Source organism: Streptomyces saintjeani (assembly GCF_055409605.1).
The window spans coordinates 7093515-7109249 of sequence record NZ_CP189624.1; the positions used below are offsets into that span (position 1 = coordinate 7093515).

Here is a 15735-nt window from a genome sequence, read left to right on the forward strand (position 1 = left end):
CGTGCGTACTCGGCTGCTGCCGCTGCTCATCGTCCTCATGGCGGCCGTCCTGCTCGCCTTCGGCATCCCGCTGGCCGTCAGCCTCGCGGGCGCGCAGCAGCAGAAGGTGGTCGTCGACCGGATCGACGACACCGCGAGGTTCGCCGCGCTCGCGCAGTTCGTGACGGTGACGGAGGACGTGTCGACCACCGCCGACGAGCGGAAAGGGACGTTGCAGCGGGAGCTGCGGAACTACTACGACGTCTACGACATCCGTGCCGGTGTCTTCTACCGCACCGGTACGTCCATGGCCGCCGCCGCGTTTCCGTCGGATGTCAGAAATGCGGACCGCGAGGTACGCGCGGCGTTCGCCGAGGCCCTGCTCAGCCGGCGCAGCCACGACCCCGAGCAGGCGTGGCCCTGGGACCGCAGTCGGCTGGTCGTGGCGTCGCCGGTCATCCGGGACGGCGACGTCGTCGCGGTCGTCGTCACCGACTCGCCCACCGGGGCACTGCGGTCACGGATCCTGCGGGGCTGGCTGATCATCGGAGCCGGCGAAGTCGCCGCGCTGCTGCTCGCGATCGGCGCCGCGCTGCGGCTGACGGGCTGGGTGCTCAAGCCGGTCGGGATTCTCGACAGCACCACCCACGCGATCGCCAGCGGTCGGCTCAAGTCCCGCGTGGCGGCCTCTGGAGGCCCCCCGGAGCTCCGCAGACTGGCCCGGTCGTTCAACGAGATGGCCGACACCGTCGAGGACGTCCTGGAGCAGCAGAGGGCTTTTGTCGCCGACGCCTCGCACCAACTGCGCAACCCGCTCGCCGCGCTCCTGCTGCGGATCGAGTTGTTGTCGTACGAACTCCCCGAGGGCAACGAGGAGATCGCCTCCGTCCGGGGCGAGGGCAAGCGCCTCGCGGAGGTCCTCGACGACCTCCTCGACCTCGCCCTCGCCGAGCACTCCGAGGCCGACCTGAGGATCACCGACGTCGGCACGCTCGCCGCCGAACGCGTCGCCGCGTGGGCACCGACCGCCGAGGCCAAGGGGGTGACCCTGCGCGGGGACTGTCCGGCCACCACCGCGTGGGCCGACCCCGTCGCCCTGTCCAGCGCGCTGGACGCCGTCATCGACAACGCCGTCAAGTTCACCCCTGAGGGTGAGAAGGTCGAGGTGACGGTCGCCGTCGACGGCGTCACCGCGACCGTCGTCGTCACCGACAACGGGCCCGGCCTGACCGAGGAGGAACTCGCGCGCGTGGGCGACCGGTTCTGGCGCAGCGGGCGCCATCAGAACATCAAGGGCTCGGGGCTCGGGCTGTCGATCTCCCGCGCGCTGCTCGCGGCGGGCGGGGCGACGATCTCGTACGGACCGCACGAGCCGCACGGGCTGACGGTGACCGTGCGCGTGCCCAGGACGTCGGCGTCCTGACCTACGGCTTCACCGAGCGGTAGTAGCGGCGGGCGCCGTCGTGCAGGGAGAGCGGGTCGGTGTAGATGGCCGTCCTGAGGTCCACGAGCTGCGCGGAGTGGACGTCGTGGCCGATGTCGTCACGGCTCTTGATGACGGTCCTGGTGAACCACTCGGCGAGGCGGTCCTTCGTGTCCGTGCGCGTGATCAGGAGATTGGCGACGGCGACTGTCGGCACGTCCTTGTTCCCCTGGAGTTTCGGGTAGGCGTCCGCGGGCATGTTGGTGGCCCGGTAGTAGCCGGCCGCGTCACCCTTCCGGTGCATTTTGGCGACGAGGGACGCAGGTATGGACACGAAACGGAACTTGGAGGGTTCGGCCGCCAGAGTCTGAAGCCCCTTGGTGGGCACACCGCCGGACCAGAAGAACGCGTCGATCTTGCCGTCCTTGAGGTCCTGCGGACCGGTGTCGATGCCTTCGTCCATGGCCGTGATGTCCTTCGCGGCGATACCGGCGGCCTCCAGAACCCGTACGGCCATGAGCCGCACGCCGGAGTTGGGGAGCCCGGTGCCGACCCGCTTGCCCCGCAGGTCCTCGACTCTGGTCACCTTCGAATCGGACGGCACGATCAATTGGAGGTAGTCGTCGTACAGCCGCGCCACCGCGCGCAGCTTGCCCGACCCGTCCTTGTGCTGATTGTCGTACTCCGCGACAGCGTCGGCGGCGGCGATCGCGAACTGCGCTTCGTCGTCGGCCACGCGCTGGACGTTCTGCTGCGAGCCGTTGCTCTGGAGCAGATCCACCTTGAGGCCCGGCATGTCCTTGGACAACTCGCCCTTCAGGAGATCGGCGTACTGGTAGTAGACGCCCACCTGGTTCCCGGTGGTGAACTTGACCGACCCGGACGGCGGATCGTCCCCCAGCGGCAGCAGCCACCACAGCAGCAGCCCGAGCAGGACGACGCCGGCCGCCGCGCCTTCGAGCGCGTGACGCTTGCCGATACGGGCGAACAGCTTGGACATGGCGCGATCCTGCCAGGCGGGACGGGCACTGACCAGGGTGGGGACCGGGGGAGGGGGCGCTGTCAGTGGCCGCCGTTACAGTCGGTGCATGAGTTCGTCGCCCGCTGAACTGGTCCGTGAGTTCCACCGAGCCTTCGGGCTCGACGCCCGCAGTACGCCCGTCGAGGTCTCTCCCGCGCTGGCCGCGCACCGCGGGGAACTGCTCGCCGAGGAGGCCGCGGAAGTCGCCGAGGTGGCCGTCGGCGGGCCGCTCGACAAGCTGGCGCACGAACTGGCGGACGTCGTCTACGTCGCGTACGGGACGGCGCTCGTGCACGGCATCGACCTGGACGCCGTGCTCGCCGAGATCCACCGGTCCAACATGACCAAGATCGGGCCCGACGGGGAGATCGCCCGCAGGGCGGACGGGAAGGTGCTCAAGGGGGAGCATTACGAAGCGCCGGACGTGGCGGGGGTGTTGCGGAGCCAGGGGTGGGAGCCGCGGTGAGCCGGCCCCACCCCTGGCCGTCACGCCGGTGAGCCCGCCAGCTTCCACTCCCGGTGCAGCGCCCCCAGCGGGATGTCCCGCTTGAACACCGGGGTGCCGAAGACGGAGAGCTGGAGCCGCAGGGTGCCGGTCAGGTCGATGCCGCCGTGCAGCGCCCAGGTGCCCTGAGTCTCGAAGTCGCCGTCCGTGCCGGTGACGGAGCCCTGGCCCTCGCCGCGGACGTACGGCGCGAGGTCGGCGACGACGCCCACGGTGCCGTAGAGGCCGACGCTGGCCTCCGCGCCCAGGGCGGCCTTGACGGAGCCCGCGGTCGTCACGGACGTACGGACCGGAGTGCTCGTCACCGTCGACGAGTTGACCGGCGTCCAGCCCTGGGTGAGGCCGAAGGTCCCGCCCGCCTTGAAGTCGCCCTCGACGCTCTGCTCGACGTCGACCGTGACCTTGCCGTCGCCGGTGATCTGGACGTAGCAGGTCAGGTCCAGGTTGACGACGACGGGGACCGGGCCGACCTGGAGCACCGGATCGGCGTGCAGCTTGGCGAAGGGGATGCGCTGCGCGGTCGCGGAGGCGGCGGCACGGCCCTTCAGAGCCCAGGCCGAGGACCAGTCGCCGGAGACACCGAGGTACGCCGAGAGCGGGGAGGCGGCGGCGCCCTCACCGCCGTACGTGAAGTCGACCTGCGGGGCGACCTGCACGAAGCCCGAGACGGACGCGGAGGCCGACGCGGAGCTGTTGCCGATCGCCGGCAGCGCGGCGCTCACGTCGAGCCGCAGACTGCCGAGCGGAACGGTCGCGCCCTTCGGGCCGATGTGTACGTCCTTCGTCTTCGTCCAGGAGATGTCGACGTCCGGCAGCAGCTTGTCGACCTGGAACGCGGACGGGTCGACGGGCACGCTGCCCTTCGCCGTCTCGTCGGCCAGCAGGGCGTTCAGCTGCGCCGGTTCGGTCTCCACCTCCGTGCCCTCGTCCGTCTCGCCGATCACCTTCGTGACCTTGGCGAGCAGGCCGTTCGGCGCGCCGGGCGCGGGGGCGCTGGCGATGACGTCGCCGACGGCGGTGGTCTGGGCCGGGGCGGACTCGGCGGGGGAGTCCGAGGGCTCCGGCTCGGTGGGGGCCGGTGTCGATGCGGAGGGGGATGCCGAGTCGGCCGGGTTTTCCGGAGATCCCGTGTTTTCAGCGGTTTTCGAAGCGCTCGGGGAATTTGTGGGAGATGGGGAACTTTCGGGTGCCTTGCTCCCGTTGGAGGAAATGACGGCTCGTCCGGTCCTGCTGTCGTACGACGCGACGCTCAGCTTGCTGGCCTTCGCCTTCCCGTCGGACCCGCCGCCGGGGCGGGCGGTGGCGGTGGGGGCGTCGTCGGGTGCGGCGGCGACGGCGAGCGGGGCGTCGTCCGGGGCCGCCGTCGAGAGGTCCGCGACGATCTGCTCGTCGGCGGCGGAGCGGTCGTTCTGCGGGGCGGAGGAGCAGCCCGCCGCGAGGAGCAGGGCGCTCGCGGCTAAGGCGGGCATGAGGGCGCGGAAGGGCCTCGTGCGTCGGCGCAACGTCAGTCCTGGGGGTGAAGGGGTGGAAGAGATCGACCGGCGGGGCGCAGGCGCCTACTCACCGGTAACGGGCCATGAGCATGCCATGGCAACCACACGGAGGTTCCACGGTTTGATCACATCAGGATGTGACCTGCGTCACGCCGGAGGCGTTCTCGGGGGCTTCCTGGCGGTGTGGGGGAAGTTGTCGGACTGGGCGTCAACTCAGCTTCGCGGAAGGGGAGTTCGGCGTCGGGGCGTACGTGGGAGGCGGGGCGGTGTACTTCACGCGGTCGGCCTTGGGTGCGCGGCCGGTTCCCCTCGCGCGGTCGCCCGCCCTCTTCACGCAGCCGGCCCCCGACGCGGCGCCCGCAGCGCGCCACACCGAGGGCCGTACGGCCGGGGCGAGACCTCAGGTCTGCTCCTGCTTCTCCGTCTTCTCCGTTACGGGCGCCTGTTCCGCCGCCTTCGCGTTCGCCCGGCGCAGGGCCCAGCGAGTGGCCAGAGGCTCGGTGTAGCGGGCGGTCAGCGGGCCGAGGATGACCAGCAGGAGGACGTACGCGGTGGCCAGCGGGCCCAGGTCGGGCTCGATTCCGGCCGTCACCGCGAGGCCCGCGATGACGATGGAGAACTCGCCGCGCGCCACCAGCGTGCCGCCGGTGCGCCAGCGGCCCCGGACGGAGATGCCCGCGCGCCGGGCGGCCCAGTAGCCGGTGGCGATCTTCGTGCAGGCCGTGACGACGGCCAACGCGAGCGCGGGAAGCAGGACGGGCGGGATGCTCGCCGGGTCCGTGTGCAGCCCGAAGAAGACGAAGAACACGGCGGCGAACAGGTCCCGCAGCGGGCTCAGCAGCGTGTGGGCGCCCTCGGCGACCTCGCCGGAGAGCGCGATGCCCACCAGGAACGCGCCGACCGCGGCCGACACCTGGAGCTCCTGCGCCACACCGGCCACCAGGATCGTCAGCCCCAGCACCACGAGCAGCAGCTTCTCCGGGTCGTCGCTGGAGACGAACCGCGAGATCAGCCGCCCGTACCGCAGCGCGACGAACAGCACGAGCCCGGCGACACCGAGCGCGACCGCCAGCGTCAGCGACCCCGACAGCAGCCCCGCGCCCGCCACCAGCGCGGTGACGATCGGCAGGTAGACCGCCATCGCCAGGTCCTCCAGCACGAGGATGCTGAGGATCACCGGCGTCTCGCGGTTGCCGACCCGCCCCAGGTCGCCGAGCACCTTCGCGATCACCCCGGACGACGAGATCCAGGTGACGCCCGCGAGGACGACGGCCGCGACCGGCCCCCAGCCCAGCAGCAGCGCGGCAGCCGCGCCCGGGAGCGCGTTGAGGCAGAAGTCGACGAGCCCGGCGGGGTAGTGCGACTTGAGGTTGGAGACGAGATCGCTGGCCGTGTACTCCAGGCCGAGCATCAGCAGCAGGAGGATGACACCGATCTCGGCGCCGGTCGCGACGAACTCCTCGCTCGCGCCGAGCGGCAGCAGCCCGCCCTCACCGAAGGCGAGACCGGCCAGCAGGTACAGCGGGATCGGCGAGAACTGGAACCGGGCGGCGAACCGCCCGAGCAGCCCGAGGCCGAGAATGATCGAACCGAACTCGATGAGCAGGACCGCGGAGTGCACCCGTCACTCCTGACCGAGTATCGCAGCCGCCGCGTCGACGCCCTCCCGGGTGCCGATCACGATCACCGTGTCCCCGCCGGCCAGCCGGAAGTCCGGCGCGGGCGACGGGATCGCCTCGGCGCGCCGCAGCACGGCGACGATGGACGCGCCCGTCTCGGTACGCATCCGGGTGTCGCCCAGCAGACGCCCGTTCCACCGGGAGGTGGCCCCGACCTCGATCCGCTCCGCGACGAGCCCCAGGTCGGTGGTGTACAGCAGGCTCGGGCTGTGGTGCGACGGCATCAGCGCGTCGATCAGCGAACCGGCCTCGGCGGTGGTCAGCCGCAGCGACTGGGCGCAGGAGTCGGGGTCGTCGGACCGGTACACGTTCACCGTGCGCGTGCCGTCGCGGTGCGCCACCACCGAGAGGTGGCGGTGGTCGCGCGTCACGAGGTCGTACTGGACCCCGATACCCGGCAACGGCGTCGACCGGAGGCGTGGAGCAGACACGTTTTTCTTCCCCTTGATGCTGATGTCGTGTTGAGACGCCCGAGGTGTACGGACGTTCTGCCGATGGGTTCCGGCGTTCTGCCGATGAGTTCCGGACACAGGCCCGGAACCGTCCATGCTGCCATCCGGCCGTACCGTGGCGATATGGGTGCCATGACGGATGGACGAGGCCGGCGGCGGGCGGAGAGGCTGGTCGCGGGTGTGTCGTGGGCACGGGGCTCACGAGGGTCGAGGAGAGGGAGAGGAGGGGCCGGGAGCGTGTCGCTGTTCTGGCGGATGTTCTGTCTCAACGCGGTCGGGCTCGTCGTGGCCGCCGCCCTGCTGCTCGGGCCGGTCACCGTCTCGACGCCGGTCCTGCCCGCCGAGGCGCTCGTCGTGGCCGCCGGGCTCGGCGTGCTGCTGGTCGCCAACGCCGTCGTGCTGCGCATCGGCCTCGCGCCGCTGGGGCGGCTCGGGCGGGCCATGGCCTCCGCCGACCTGCTCCGGCCGGGCGGGCGCGCGGTCGTCTCCGGACCCGTGGAGACCGCCGAGCTGATCATGACGTACAACGCGATGCTCGACCGGCTCGAAGCCGAGCGGGCCGCCAGCGCCGGGCGGGCGCTGTCCGCGCAGGAGAGCGAGCGGCACCGGATCGCGCGCGAGCTGCACGACGAGGTCGGGCAGACCCTCACCGCCGTACTCCTCCAGCTCAAGCGCGTCGCCGACCGGGGGCCCGACGAGCTGCGCGAGGAGATCGGGCAGGCGCAGGAGGCGACCCGGGCGGGGCTCGACGAGATCCGCCGTATCGCGCGCCGGCTGCGGCCCGGCGTGCTCGACGAACTCGGGCTGGTCAGCGCGTTGCGCTCGCTCGCCGCCGAGTTCACCACCCACGGCCTGACCGTCCGCCGCGACCTCGCCGCCGGCCTGCCCCCGTTCCCCGAGGAGTCCGAACTCGTGATCTACCGCGTCGCCCAGGAAGCCCTCACCAACACCGCGCGCCACGCCGCCGCCGACCGCGCGGACCTGAGCCTGCGGGCCGTACCGGGCGGCGCCGAACTCGTCGTCCGCGACAACGGCAAGGGGTTTCGCGGCGCGGCCGAGGGGGCCGGGATACCGGGGATGCGGGAACGTGCCCTGCTGGTGGGCGCGCGCCTGACCCTCGGGGACGCTCCCGGGGGTGGCGCGGAGGTTCGGTTGCGGATTCCGGTCGTGCTTCCGGTGGAGGGCCGGATGGAGCTGCGGGGCGGGTACGGCGGGGTTGGGGCGGGTGAGGGGCGTACGGAATTCGGGCCGGGGGCGGGGTTTTCACCCGCCGGTGCCGGTGCGGTCGAGGCGGGGTTCGCGGTGGATCGTTCGGGGTACGGCGACGGGGCAGCGGGGGAGCGGTTGCTAGGTGGGGGTGGGTCGGCCGAGGGTGCCGGGGATGTTTCCGGGACGTCGGGCGAGGGGATGCGCGCGTACGGTTCCGAAGCCGCGTCCGACGGCTCCGCGTCCGACCCCTCCCGTACCGGCCTCCCGCCCGCGCCAGGGGGAGAGAAATGACCGCCTCGTCCGTCGGTGGCTCCCGGCCTCCGATCCGTGTGCTGCTGGCCGATGATCACACCCTTGTGCGCCGGGGTGTGCGCCTGATCCTCGACAGTGAGGCGGATCTGACCGTCGTCGCGGAGGCGGGGGACGGCGCCGAAGCCGTCGAGCGTGCTCGGAGCGGGGACGTCGATCTCGCCGTGCTGGATGTGGCGATGCCGCGGATGACGGGGCTACAGGCGGCGCGTGAGCTGTCACGGCGCCTGCCCGACCTGCGGATCCTCATCCTGACGATGTACGACAACGAGCAGTACTTCTTCGAGGCGCTGAAGGCCGGCGCGGGCGGGTACGTGCTGAAGTCGGCCGCCGACCGGGACCTCGTCGAGGCGTGCCGCGCGGCGATGCGGGACGAGCCGTTCATCTACCCGGGCGCGGAACGGGCGCTGGTGCGGTCGTACCTGGACCGGCTGCACCGGGGCGACGGCCTCCCGGAGCGGCCGATCACGGAGCGCGAGGAGGAGATCCTCAAGCTCGTCGCCGAGGGGCACACCTCGAAGGAGATCGGGAACCTCCTGTTCATCAGCGCCAAGACGGTCGAGCGCCACCGAGCCAACCTGCTCCAGAAGCTCGGGATGCGCGACCGCCTGGAGCTCACGCGGTACGCGATCAGGGCCGGCCTGATCGACCCCTGAGGCCGTCCGGCATCTCACCCCGCCAGGTCGAACTCCGGGATCAGCCCGCCGACCAGCTCGATGCTGCGCATGACGCTCTCGTGCGACAGCCCGCCGACCTGCTGGAAGCACATCAGCCGGTCGATCCCGAGGTCGGCGTACGCCCGGATCTTCTTGCGGACGGTCTCGGGGGAGCCGACGATCAGTGAGCCCTGTTCGCTGAGCGCCTCGAACAGCTCCTCCTCGGGGACGGTCTCGCCCTGGAGGATGCGGCCGATCGCGAGCTGCGCGGCGTTCGGCCCCGCCGGGGCGCCCGCCTCCGCGCGCAGGAACGCGCCCGCGTGCCCGCCGCTGTTGGGGGCGGCCATCAGCTCCTTCTCGCGGTTCATGTTCTCCAGGAACGCGTCGGCCGCCTCGAAGAAGGTCAGCGCGCGGGCCGTGTACCAGGCCGCCGCCGCCGCTGCCGCGCCGTCCCGCATCGCCTGCTCGTCGGTCTCCGCGCAGTGCACGAACGTGAAGAACGCGATCTGGTCGTTGACGAACGCCCCTGCGGGCGTACGGCACTCGGCCGCCGCCGCGCGGTACAGCTCGACCAGCCGGCCGACCCGCTCCAACGGCTCCCACAGCGTCGTACCGAGCACCCCGACACCCCGGCGCCCGGCCTCCTCGAACGAGCCGGGGGTGGACGCCGCCTGCCACAGCGGCGGGTGCGGGGCCTGGAGGGGGGAGGGGACGACGGGGACGCCGCCGGTGACCGCGAGGTCGCCGCCCCAGATGCGCGGGACGGTCTCGAACACCTCCGCCACCCGCTCGCGCACGGTTGCCGGGTCCACCCCGAACAGCCGCCACTCCGGGGCCGTCGACCGCGTCAGCCCCAACTCGACGCGGCCACCGCTGAGATGGTCCAGCACGGCGGCCCGCTCGGCGACGCGGATCGGGTGGTTGATCTGCGGCGGGGCCAGCACGGCCGCGTGTCCCAGCCGTATCCGCGCGGTGCGCTGCGAGAGTGCCGCGAGGAACAGCTCCGGCGCGGACGACAGGCTGAACTCCTGCGCGCCGTGATGCTCGACCTGCCACCAGCAGCCGTATCCCAGCGCGTCGGCCAGCTCGGCCTGCTCCAGGGCCTGGGTCATCCGTAGATGCTGGTGATCGGGGGTCCAGGGCTTCGGGTCCTGGATTTCGCTGAAGATGTCGAGCTTCATCGGAGTGGTCCCTTCAACGGTGCTCCGACCGGATTTGGTCCGATCGTCGCCATCGTACGAAAGCCCACTGACAATCGGACGCGCGGCCTCCGCCCGGCCGACCGGGCGTCAGATCCGCATAAGTGTGCGCGGCTTCGCCTCGGCCGTCAGGCATGATCGGTGCATGGCGACGGAGGAGAGCGGCGGGGGAAGCATGAGCGCGATCTCGACGGCACGGGAAGCCGCGAACGACGAACTGGTGCTGGCGTTCGGGCGGTTGCAGGGCGCCGCGAACCGGCTGGAGTACATCCTGGGGCGCGCGCTGGAGGTCGAGTGCGGCATCACGCACCTGACCTTCGAGGTACTGCTGATCCTCGGGCGCGCGGGCGAACCCGGGCTGTCCATGCGGGCGGTGGCCCAGGAACAGGTGCTGACGACCGGGGGTGCGACGCGGCTGGTGGACCGTATGGAGGCCGCCGGGCTCGTCGAGCGGGTCGCGGACCCCGGCGACCGGCGCGGGCGCCTGGTGCGGCTCACGGCGCTCGGGGAGGAGACCGTGGTGGCGGCCTCGCGGGTGCATGTGGCGAACATCGAGCGGTACTTCCTGGCGCCGCTGCCGGAGGGGGAGCGCGAGCGGTTCGCGGAGAACCTGCGGATCCTGAGCCGCGCCGCGCGGGACATGCTGCCGCGGCTGCCGTGAGTGGGTGACGCGATCCCGGCGCGACTGTCAGGTTTCAGCGCGACGAAAATATCTGACTACGCAGATACCTTTCTCTCGGGTGAACCGCTCGCGCCCGGCGAGCGCCCCACCCTGTCGAGGTCATCGATGCAGCTCGTCCATGTGTACGACGCCTACTGCGGCTGGTCCCACGGCTTCTCCGCCACCCTCCGCGAGACCGCCGCGCGCCACCCGGAACTGCCCGTCGAGGTGGTCTCCGGCGGACTGTTCACAGGCCGCCGGCGCGTCCCCATCCGTGAGTTCGGGTACGTCCAGGGCGCCAACACGCAGATCACCGGACTGACCGGCGCGGTCTTCGCCGAGCCCTACCAGCGGCTCATCGCCGACGGCTCCTTCGTCATGGACTCCGAAGCCGCCGCCCGCGGCCTCGCCGCCCTGCGTGCGAGCGCGCCGGATCGCGTCGTCGAACTCGCGACGGCCCTCCAGGACGCGTTCTACCTCGACGGCCTCAGCCTCTCCGACCCGGCCACGTACCGGAAGCTCGCGCGGGCGCACGGGCTGGACCCGGACACTGTCGTAGCCGCCTTCGAGGCCCCCCGCGCGCGTACGGAGGCCGAGGCGGATTTCCGGCGCAGCGCGGAGCTGGGGGTGAGCGGGTTCCCGACGCTGCTCGCGGTCGACGGGGAGCGGGTCGTGGTGCTGGCGCGGGGGCGGGCTACGGCGGATGAGGTGGACGCGCGGTTGGCGGTGCTGGGCTGAGGTGAGGGCTGGGGGCGTTCTGCGTGAGGTCGGCGGGGCTCGGGTGGTCGGAGCTGGAACGGGCCTCCTGTCCGCGGCTGTAGGACTGTGGGCGGAGTCGGTGCCTCGCGCGGCCCTTGCGGGGTGGGGAGTGCTGGACGGGAGTCGTCCCGCGCGCGTGCGCTGTGGGCCGACACCGGGCCGGCTTCAGGATCTGCGCGACAGTCGTCCCGCGCGCGTGCGCTGTGGGGCACCACGACGTGCCGAGAACCTCGATCGGCCAGCCGCTCCGCGCGTGCGCGCACCGTGGCAGGTCGGTGACATTCGGTCGTCGCGGCCGTGCCGGTTTCCCGTCGGGGAAACGGGGGCGAGGAGTGTCCGAGGCACCGCCTACCCTTGAGCCATGACCAGCAGCAGTGACCGGAGCCAGCCAGTGGACGCGAAGACCTACGAAGTGCGCACTTATGGGTGCCAGATGAACGTCCACGACTCCGAACGCCTGGCCGGTCTGCTGGAGGGCGCGGGCTACGTGCGCGCGCCCGAGGGGTCCGACGGCGACGCCGACGTCGTCGTCTTCAACACCTGCGCGGTCCGGGAGAACGCCGACAACCGGCTGTACGGCAACCTCGGCCGCCTCGCGCCGCGCAAGGCGAGCCGCCCCGGGATGCAGATCGCGGTCGGCGGCTGCCTCGCGCAGAAGGACCGCGACACGATCGTCAAGAAGGCGCCCTGGGTGGACGTCGTCTTCGGCACGCACAACATCGGCAAGCTGCCGGTCCTGCTGGAACGCGCGCGCGTGCAGGAGGAGGCGCAGGTCGAGATCGCCGAGTCCCTGGAGGCGTTCCCCTCGACGCTGCCCACCCGCCGCGAGAGCGCGTACGCGGCCTGGGTGTCGATCTCCGTCGGCTGCAACAACACCTGCACCTTCTGCATCGTCCCGGCCCTGCGCGGCAAGGAGAAGGACCGCCGCCCCGGCGACATCCTGGCCGAGATCGAGGCCCTGGTCGGCGAGGGCGTCACGGAGATCACCCTGCTCGGCCAGAACGTCAACGCGTACGGCAGCGACATCGGCGACCGCGAGGCATTCAGCAAGCTCCTGCGGGCCTGCGGCAAGATCGAGGGCCTGGAGCGCGTCCGCTTCACCTCGCCGCACCCCAGGGACTTCACGGACGACGTCATCGCCGCCATGGCCGAGACGCCCAACGTGATGCCCCAGCTCCACATGCCGATGCAGTCCGGCTCGGACACCGTCCTGAAGGCGATGCGCCGCTCCTACCGCCAGGAGCGCTACCTGGGGATCATCGAGAAGGTCCGCGCGGCCATCCCGCACGCGGCGATCTCCACGGACATCATCGTCGGCTTCCCCGGGGAGACCGAGGAGGACTTCGAGCAGACCCTCCACGCCGTCCGTGAGGCCCGCTTCGCGCAGGCGTTCACGTTCCAGTACTCCAAGCGCCCCGGTACGCCCGCGGCGACGATGGAGAACCAGATCCCCAAGGAGGTCGTCCAGGCGCGCTACGAGCGCCTCGTCGCCCTCCAGGAGGAGATCTCCTGGGACGAGAACAAGAAGCAGGTCGGCCGCACGCTGGAGCTCATGGTCGCCGAGGGCGAGGGCCGCAAGGACGACGCGACCCGCCGTCTGTCCGGCCGCGCCCCCGACAACCGCCTCGTCCACTTCACCAAGCCCGACCAGGACGTCCGCCCCGGCGACATCGTCACCGTCGAGATCACCTACGCCGCCCCGCACCACCTCCTCGCCGAGGGCCCCGTCCTCGGCGTACGGCGTACGCGCGCGGGCGACGCCTGGGAGAAGCGCACCGCGGAGAAGGCCGCCGCCCCGGCCGGCGTCCTGCTCGGCCTGCCCAAGGTCGGCGTCCCCGCGCCGCTGCCGGTCGCCACGGGCGGGTGCAGCGTCGAGTGACCTCATGGGCGGGACCCCGGACGACGCCGTCCGGCGCGCGTTCGGCCCCACCCACCCGCGCACGCTCCGGCGCACGCGGCTCCACCGGCAGGACGACGCGTTCCTGCCACGGTTCTCGCCGGCCGAGTTGATCGAGGACAGCGCGGCGGGGTGAAGAGCGAAGCGGAGTGACGTCGGGACGGTACGGGTTCGTCGGTCGTGTGCGTTGCGACGAAACGGTGCCGTCCCGACGCCGCTCGCATGCCCCCTTCCGCGTCCGACCGACCCGTATGTGACGTGTGACCGGTTCCCGGGGATACGCTGCCGATCATGCTTGTCGCCGCCGCAGTCTGTCCCTGTCCGCCCCTCCTGGTGCCCGAGATCGCCGCAGGCGCCGCGCCCGAGCTGGACGCGGCCAGAGCCGCCTGTGTGGACGCGCTGGGCGTGCTCGCCGCCGCCCGGCCGGACCGGCTGGTGGTGGTCGGTCCGGCGGCGGAGCACGGCTGCGGCCCGTACCCCGAGGGAACGCCGGGCTCGTTCCGGGGCTTCGGGGCCGACATCGTCGTACGGCTGGGGCGGGGTGACGGGGACGCAACCGGGCGGCTGCTGCCGCCGTCGCTCGCGGTGGGGGCCTGGCTGCTCGGGCGGGCCGGCTGGGGGGATGCCCCGATCGAGGGACTCGGGGTCGGGGAGCCGTTCGGGGCCGAGCAGTGCGTCCAGGCGGGCCGGGAGGCCGCGGGGCGGGCCGAGCGGGTCGCGCTGCTGGCGATGGGCGACGCCAGCGCGTGCCGCACGCTGAAGGCGCCGGGCTACCTCGACGAGCGGGCGGCGCCCTTCGACGCGGAGGTGGGGCGGGCCCTCGGCAAGGCGGACATCGCCGCACTGGAGGCGATGGACGTGGAGCTGGCCCGCCAGCTCATGGCGTCGGGACGAGCGCCCTGGCAGGTGCTGGCCGGGGCGGGGCAGGGCGCCGGCCTGAGCGGCGAGCTGCTGTACGAGGACGCGCCCTACGGGGTGGGGTACGTCGTCGCGACCTGGTCGTAGCACCCGAGAACGGCGCCGGCGGACGGCCCCGCGAGGCCGCCCGCCGATGGCTGTCCCGGATGCGGATCAGGACGCCGGAGGGGGCGAGCTCGGCGGGGTGCCGGTCGGGCCGTCGTCCTTGTGCGCGAGCTTGTCCACCGCGCCCTTCGCCTTGTCGGTGCCCGTGTGGATCTTGTCGCTGTACTTGCCCTTGGTGCGCTCGTCGACCGCCTTGGCGGCCTTGTCGATGCCGTCCTGGATCTTGCCCCCGTGCTGCTGGGCGAGGTCGGAGACCTTGTCCTTGGCCGGTCCGAGCTTGGCCTTCAAATTGTCCATGAGACCCATCGGGTCACCTTCCCTCGCGGTACGTCACCTGCAACCGACAGAACTTCGTAAAACGCCCATATCCACTTCGTACGGTACTCGCGCCCCCCGGATCGCGTCACCTCACCGGTGCGAGCGCGGCCCGCGAGGTTTGCGAGACTGGTGCCGTGAGCAGCGCACCCCTCGCCCCCCGAGTCATCGCCGTCGTCGGACCGACCGCGGCCGGAAAATCCGATCTCGGGGTCTTCCTGGCCCGTCGGCTGGGCGGTGAGGTCATCAACTCCGACTCCATGCAGCTCTACCGGGGGATGGACATCGGTACTGCCAAGCTAACGATCGAGGAGCGCGGCGGAGTTCCCCATCACCTCCTGGACATCTGGGACGTCACCGAGACCGCCTCCGTCGCCGAGTACCAGCGCCTCGCCCGCGCGCGGATCGACGCCCTGCTCGCCGAGGGACGCTGGCCGGTCCTGGTCGGCGGCTCCGGCCTGTACGTCCGCGGCGCGGTCGACAACCTGGAGTTCCCCGGCACCGACCCCGAGGTCCGCGCCCGCCTGGAGGAGGAGCTGGCCCTGCGCGGCTCCGGCGCCCTGCACGCGCGCCTGGCCGCCGCCGACCCCGCCGCCGCGCGCGCGATCCTGCCGGGCAACGGGCGCCGCATCGTGCGCGCGCTCGAAGTGATCGAGATCACCGGCAAGCCCTTCACCGCGAACCTCCCGGGCCACGACTCGGTGTACGACACCGTCCAGATCGGCGTCGACGTCGCGCGCCCCGAGCTCGACGAGCGCATCGCCCTGAGGGTGGACCGCATGTGGGAGGCGGGACTCGTCGACGAGGTGCGCGCACTGGAGGCGCAGGGGTTGCGCGACGGGCTCACGGCCTCGCGCGCGCTGGGCTACCAGCAGATCCTCCGGGCGCTCGCCGGGGAGTGCACCGAGGACGAGGCGCGGGCCGAGACCGTCCGCGCCACCAAGCGCTTCGCGCGCCGTCAGGATTCGTGGTTCAGGCGCGATCCCCGGGTGCACTGGTTGAGTGGGGCCGCGGCGGACCGGGGGGAACTTCCGCGCCTCGCATCGGCGTTGGTCGAACGACCGGTCACAGCCTGATCACGTCATGGCATCGGGACGCCCAGGCCGTCATCCGGGCCTGTCGCGTCGTGCCATCATCGAGCTTCGATCGACCAAG

At 72.0% G+C, this 15735-nt stretch carries 15 protein-coding genes and 1 pseudogene; 10 read left to right on the forward strand and 6 right to left on the reverse strand.

Translation table 11 applies throughout. The features are described from left to right. Position 1 precedes the first annotated feature (1 nt). Positions 2 to 1402, forward strand: a complete 1401-nt coding sequence (locus ACQCO7_RS32280) for a sensor histidine kinase (protein ID WP_464075102.1) — start codon at positions 2 to 4, stop codon at positions 1400 to 1402. Position 1403: 1 nt separating this feature from the next. Here ACQCO7_RS32280 and ACQCO7_RS32285 read toward each other — a convergent pair whose 3' ends face one another. After that, the gene (locus tag ACQCO7_RS32285) at positions 1404 to 2402 is read right to left on the reverse strand and encodes a TAXI family TRAP transporter solute-binding subunit (RefSeq protein ID WP_464075103.1); all 999 of its coding nucleotides are present in this window, start codon (positions 2400 to 2402) and stop codon (positions 1404 to 1406) included. Positions 2403 to 2490: 88 nt separating this feature from the next. Between ACQCO7_RS32285 and ACQCO7_RS32290 the strand changes: the two genes are divergently transcribed. After that, positions 2491 to 2889 (forward strand): pyrophosphohydrolase domain-containing protein, encoded by a 399-nt coding sequence (locus ACQCO7_RS32290; RefSeq protein WP_464075104.1) that lies wholly within the window; start codon positions 2491 to 2493, stop codon positions 2887 to 2889. A 20-nt stretch (positions 2890 to 2909) separates the two neighbouring features. On the opposite strand, the gene ACQCO7_RS32295 is transcribed toward ACQCO7_RS32290, so the two are convergent. The 3 genes from ACQCO7_RS32295 to ACQCO7_RS32305 all read right to left on the reverse strand — a co-directional run bounded on the left by ACQCO7_RS32295 (position 2910) and on the right by ACQCO7_RS32305 (position 6531). Next, positions 2910 to 4397: a hypothetical protein gene (locus tag ACQCO7_RS32295; RefSeq protein ID WP_464075105.1), complete on the reverse strand. Its 1488-nt coding sequence runs from the start codon at positions 4395 to 4397 to the stop codon at positions 2910 to 2912. A gap of 424 nt (positions 4398 to 4821) precedes the next feature. After that, on the reverse strand, positions 4822 to 6042 hold the full coding sequence (locus ACQCO7_RS32300) for a cation:proton antiporter (protein ID WP_464075106.1): 1221 nt from the start codon (positions 6040 to 6042) through the stop codon (positions 4822 to 4824). Positions 6043 to 6045: 3 nt separating this feature from the next. Beyond that, positions 6046 to 6531 (reverse strand): cation:proton antiporter regulatory subunit, encoded by a 486-nt coding sequence (locus ACQCO7_RS32305; protein WP_029184478.1) that lies wholly within the window; start codon positions 6529 to 6531, stop codon positions 6046 to 6048. 258 nt (positions 6532 to 6789) lie between these two features. On the opposite strand from ACQCO7_RS32305, the pseudogene ACQCO7_RS32310 reads away from it, so the two are divergent. Both ACQCO7_RS32310 and ACQCO7_RS32315 read left to right on the forward strand, forming a co-directional pair. Beyond that, positions 6790 to 7716: pseudogene (locus tag ACQCO7_RS32310) on the forward strand (sensor histidine kinase); the annotation flags it as partial. 332 nt (positions 7717 to 8048) lie between these two features. Further along, positions 8049 to 8726 (forward strand): response regulator transcription factor, encoded by a 678-nt coding sequence (locus ACQCO7_RS32315; RefSeq protein WP_409115335.1) that lies wholly within the window; start codon positions 8049 to 8051, stop codon positions 8724 to 8726. 14 nt (positions 8727 to 8740) lie between these two features. Here the strand turns inward: ACQCO7_RS32315 and ACQCO7_RS32320 are convergent, their stop codons facing one another. Then, positions 8741 to 9907 (reverse strand): LLM class flavin-dependent oxidoreductase, encoded by a 1167-nt coding sequence (locus ACQCO7_RS32320; protein WP_464075107.1) that lies wholly within the window; start codon positions 9905 to 9907, stop codon positions 8741 to 8743. A 163-nt stretch (positions 9908 to 10070) separates the two neighbouring features. Between ACQCO7_RS32320 and ACQCO7_RS32325 the strand changes: the two genes are divergently transcribed. From ACQCO7_RS32325 to ACQCO7_RS32345, 5 genes are all read left to right on the forward strand, one after another. Next, positions 10071 to 10586 (forward strand): MarR family winged helix-turn-helix transcriptional regulator, encoded by a 516-nt coding sequence (locus ACQCO7_RS32325; protein ID WP_464075108.1) that lies wholly within the window; start codon positions 10071 to 10073, stop codon positions 10584 to 10586. A 126-nt stretch (positions 10587 to 10712) separates the two neighbouring features. After that, the gene (locus ACQCO7_RS32330; RefSeq protein WP_464075109.1) at positions 10713 to 11324 is read left to right on the forward strand and encodes a DsbA family protein; all 612 of its coding nucleotides are present in this window, start codon (positions 10713 to 10715) and stop codon (positions 11322 to 11324) included. Between the two features lie 382 nt (positions 11325 to 11706). Continuing rightward, entirely contained in the window at positions 11707 to 13224 is a 1518-nt protein-coding gene (gene miaB, locus ACQCO7_RS32335; RefSeq protein WP_464075110.1) for a tRNA (N6-isopentenyl adenosine(37)-C2)-methylthiotransferase MiaB, read from the forward strand. 4 nt (positions 13225 to 13228) lie between these two features. Continuing rightward, positions 13229 to 13378, forward strand: a complete 150-nt coding sequence (locus tag ACQCO7_RS32340) for a hypothetical protein (protein WP_464075111.1) — start codon at positions 13229 to 13231, stop codon at positions 13376 to 13378. Positions 13379 to 13533: 155 nt separating this feature from the next. After that, a complete protein-coding gene (locus tag ACQCO7_RS32345) occupies positions 13534 to 14247 on the forward strand; it encodes a class III extradiol dioxygenase subunit B-like domain-containing protein (protein ID WP_464075112.1) in 714 nt (237 codons plus the stop codon). A gap of 66 nt (positions 14248 to 14313) precedes the next feature. Here the strand turns inward: ACQCO7_RS32345 and ACQCO7_RS32350 are convergent, their stop codons facing one another. After that, on the reverse strand, positions 14314 to 14571 hold the full coding sequence (locus ACQCO7_RS32350; RefSeq protein WP_464075113.1) for an antitoxin: 258 nt from the start codon (positions 14569 to 14571) through the stop codon (positions 14314 to 14316). Between the two features lie 146 nt (positions 14572 to 14717). Here ACQCO7_RS32350 and miaA point away from each other — a divergent pair, with 146 nt between their 5' ends. Continuing rightward, positions 14718 to 15656, forward strand: a complete 939-nt coding sequence (gene miaA, locus ACQCO7_RS32355) for a tRNA (adenosine(37)-N6)-dimethylallyltransferase MiaA (protein WP_464075114.1) — start codon at positions 14718 to 14720, stop codon at positions 15654 to 15656. Positions 15657 to 15735: the final 79 nt, after the last annotated feature.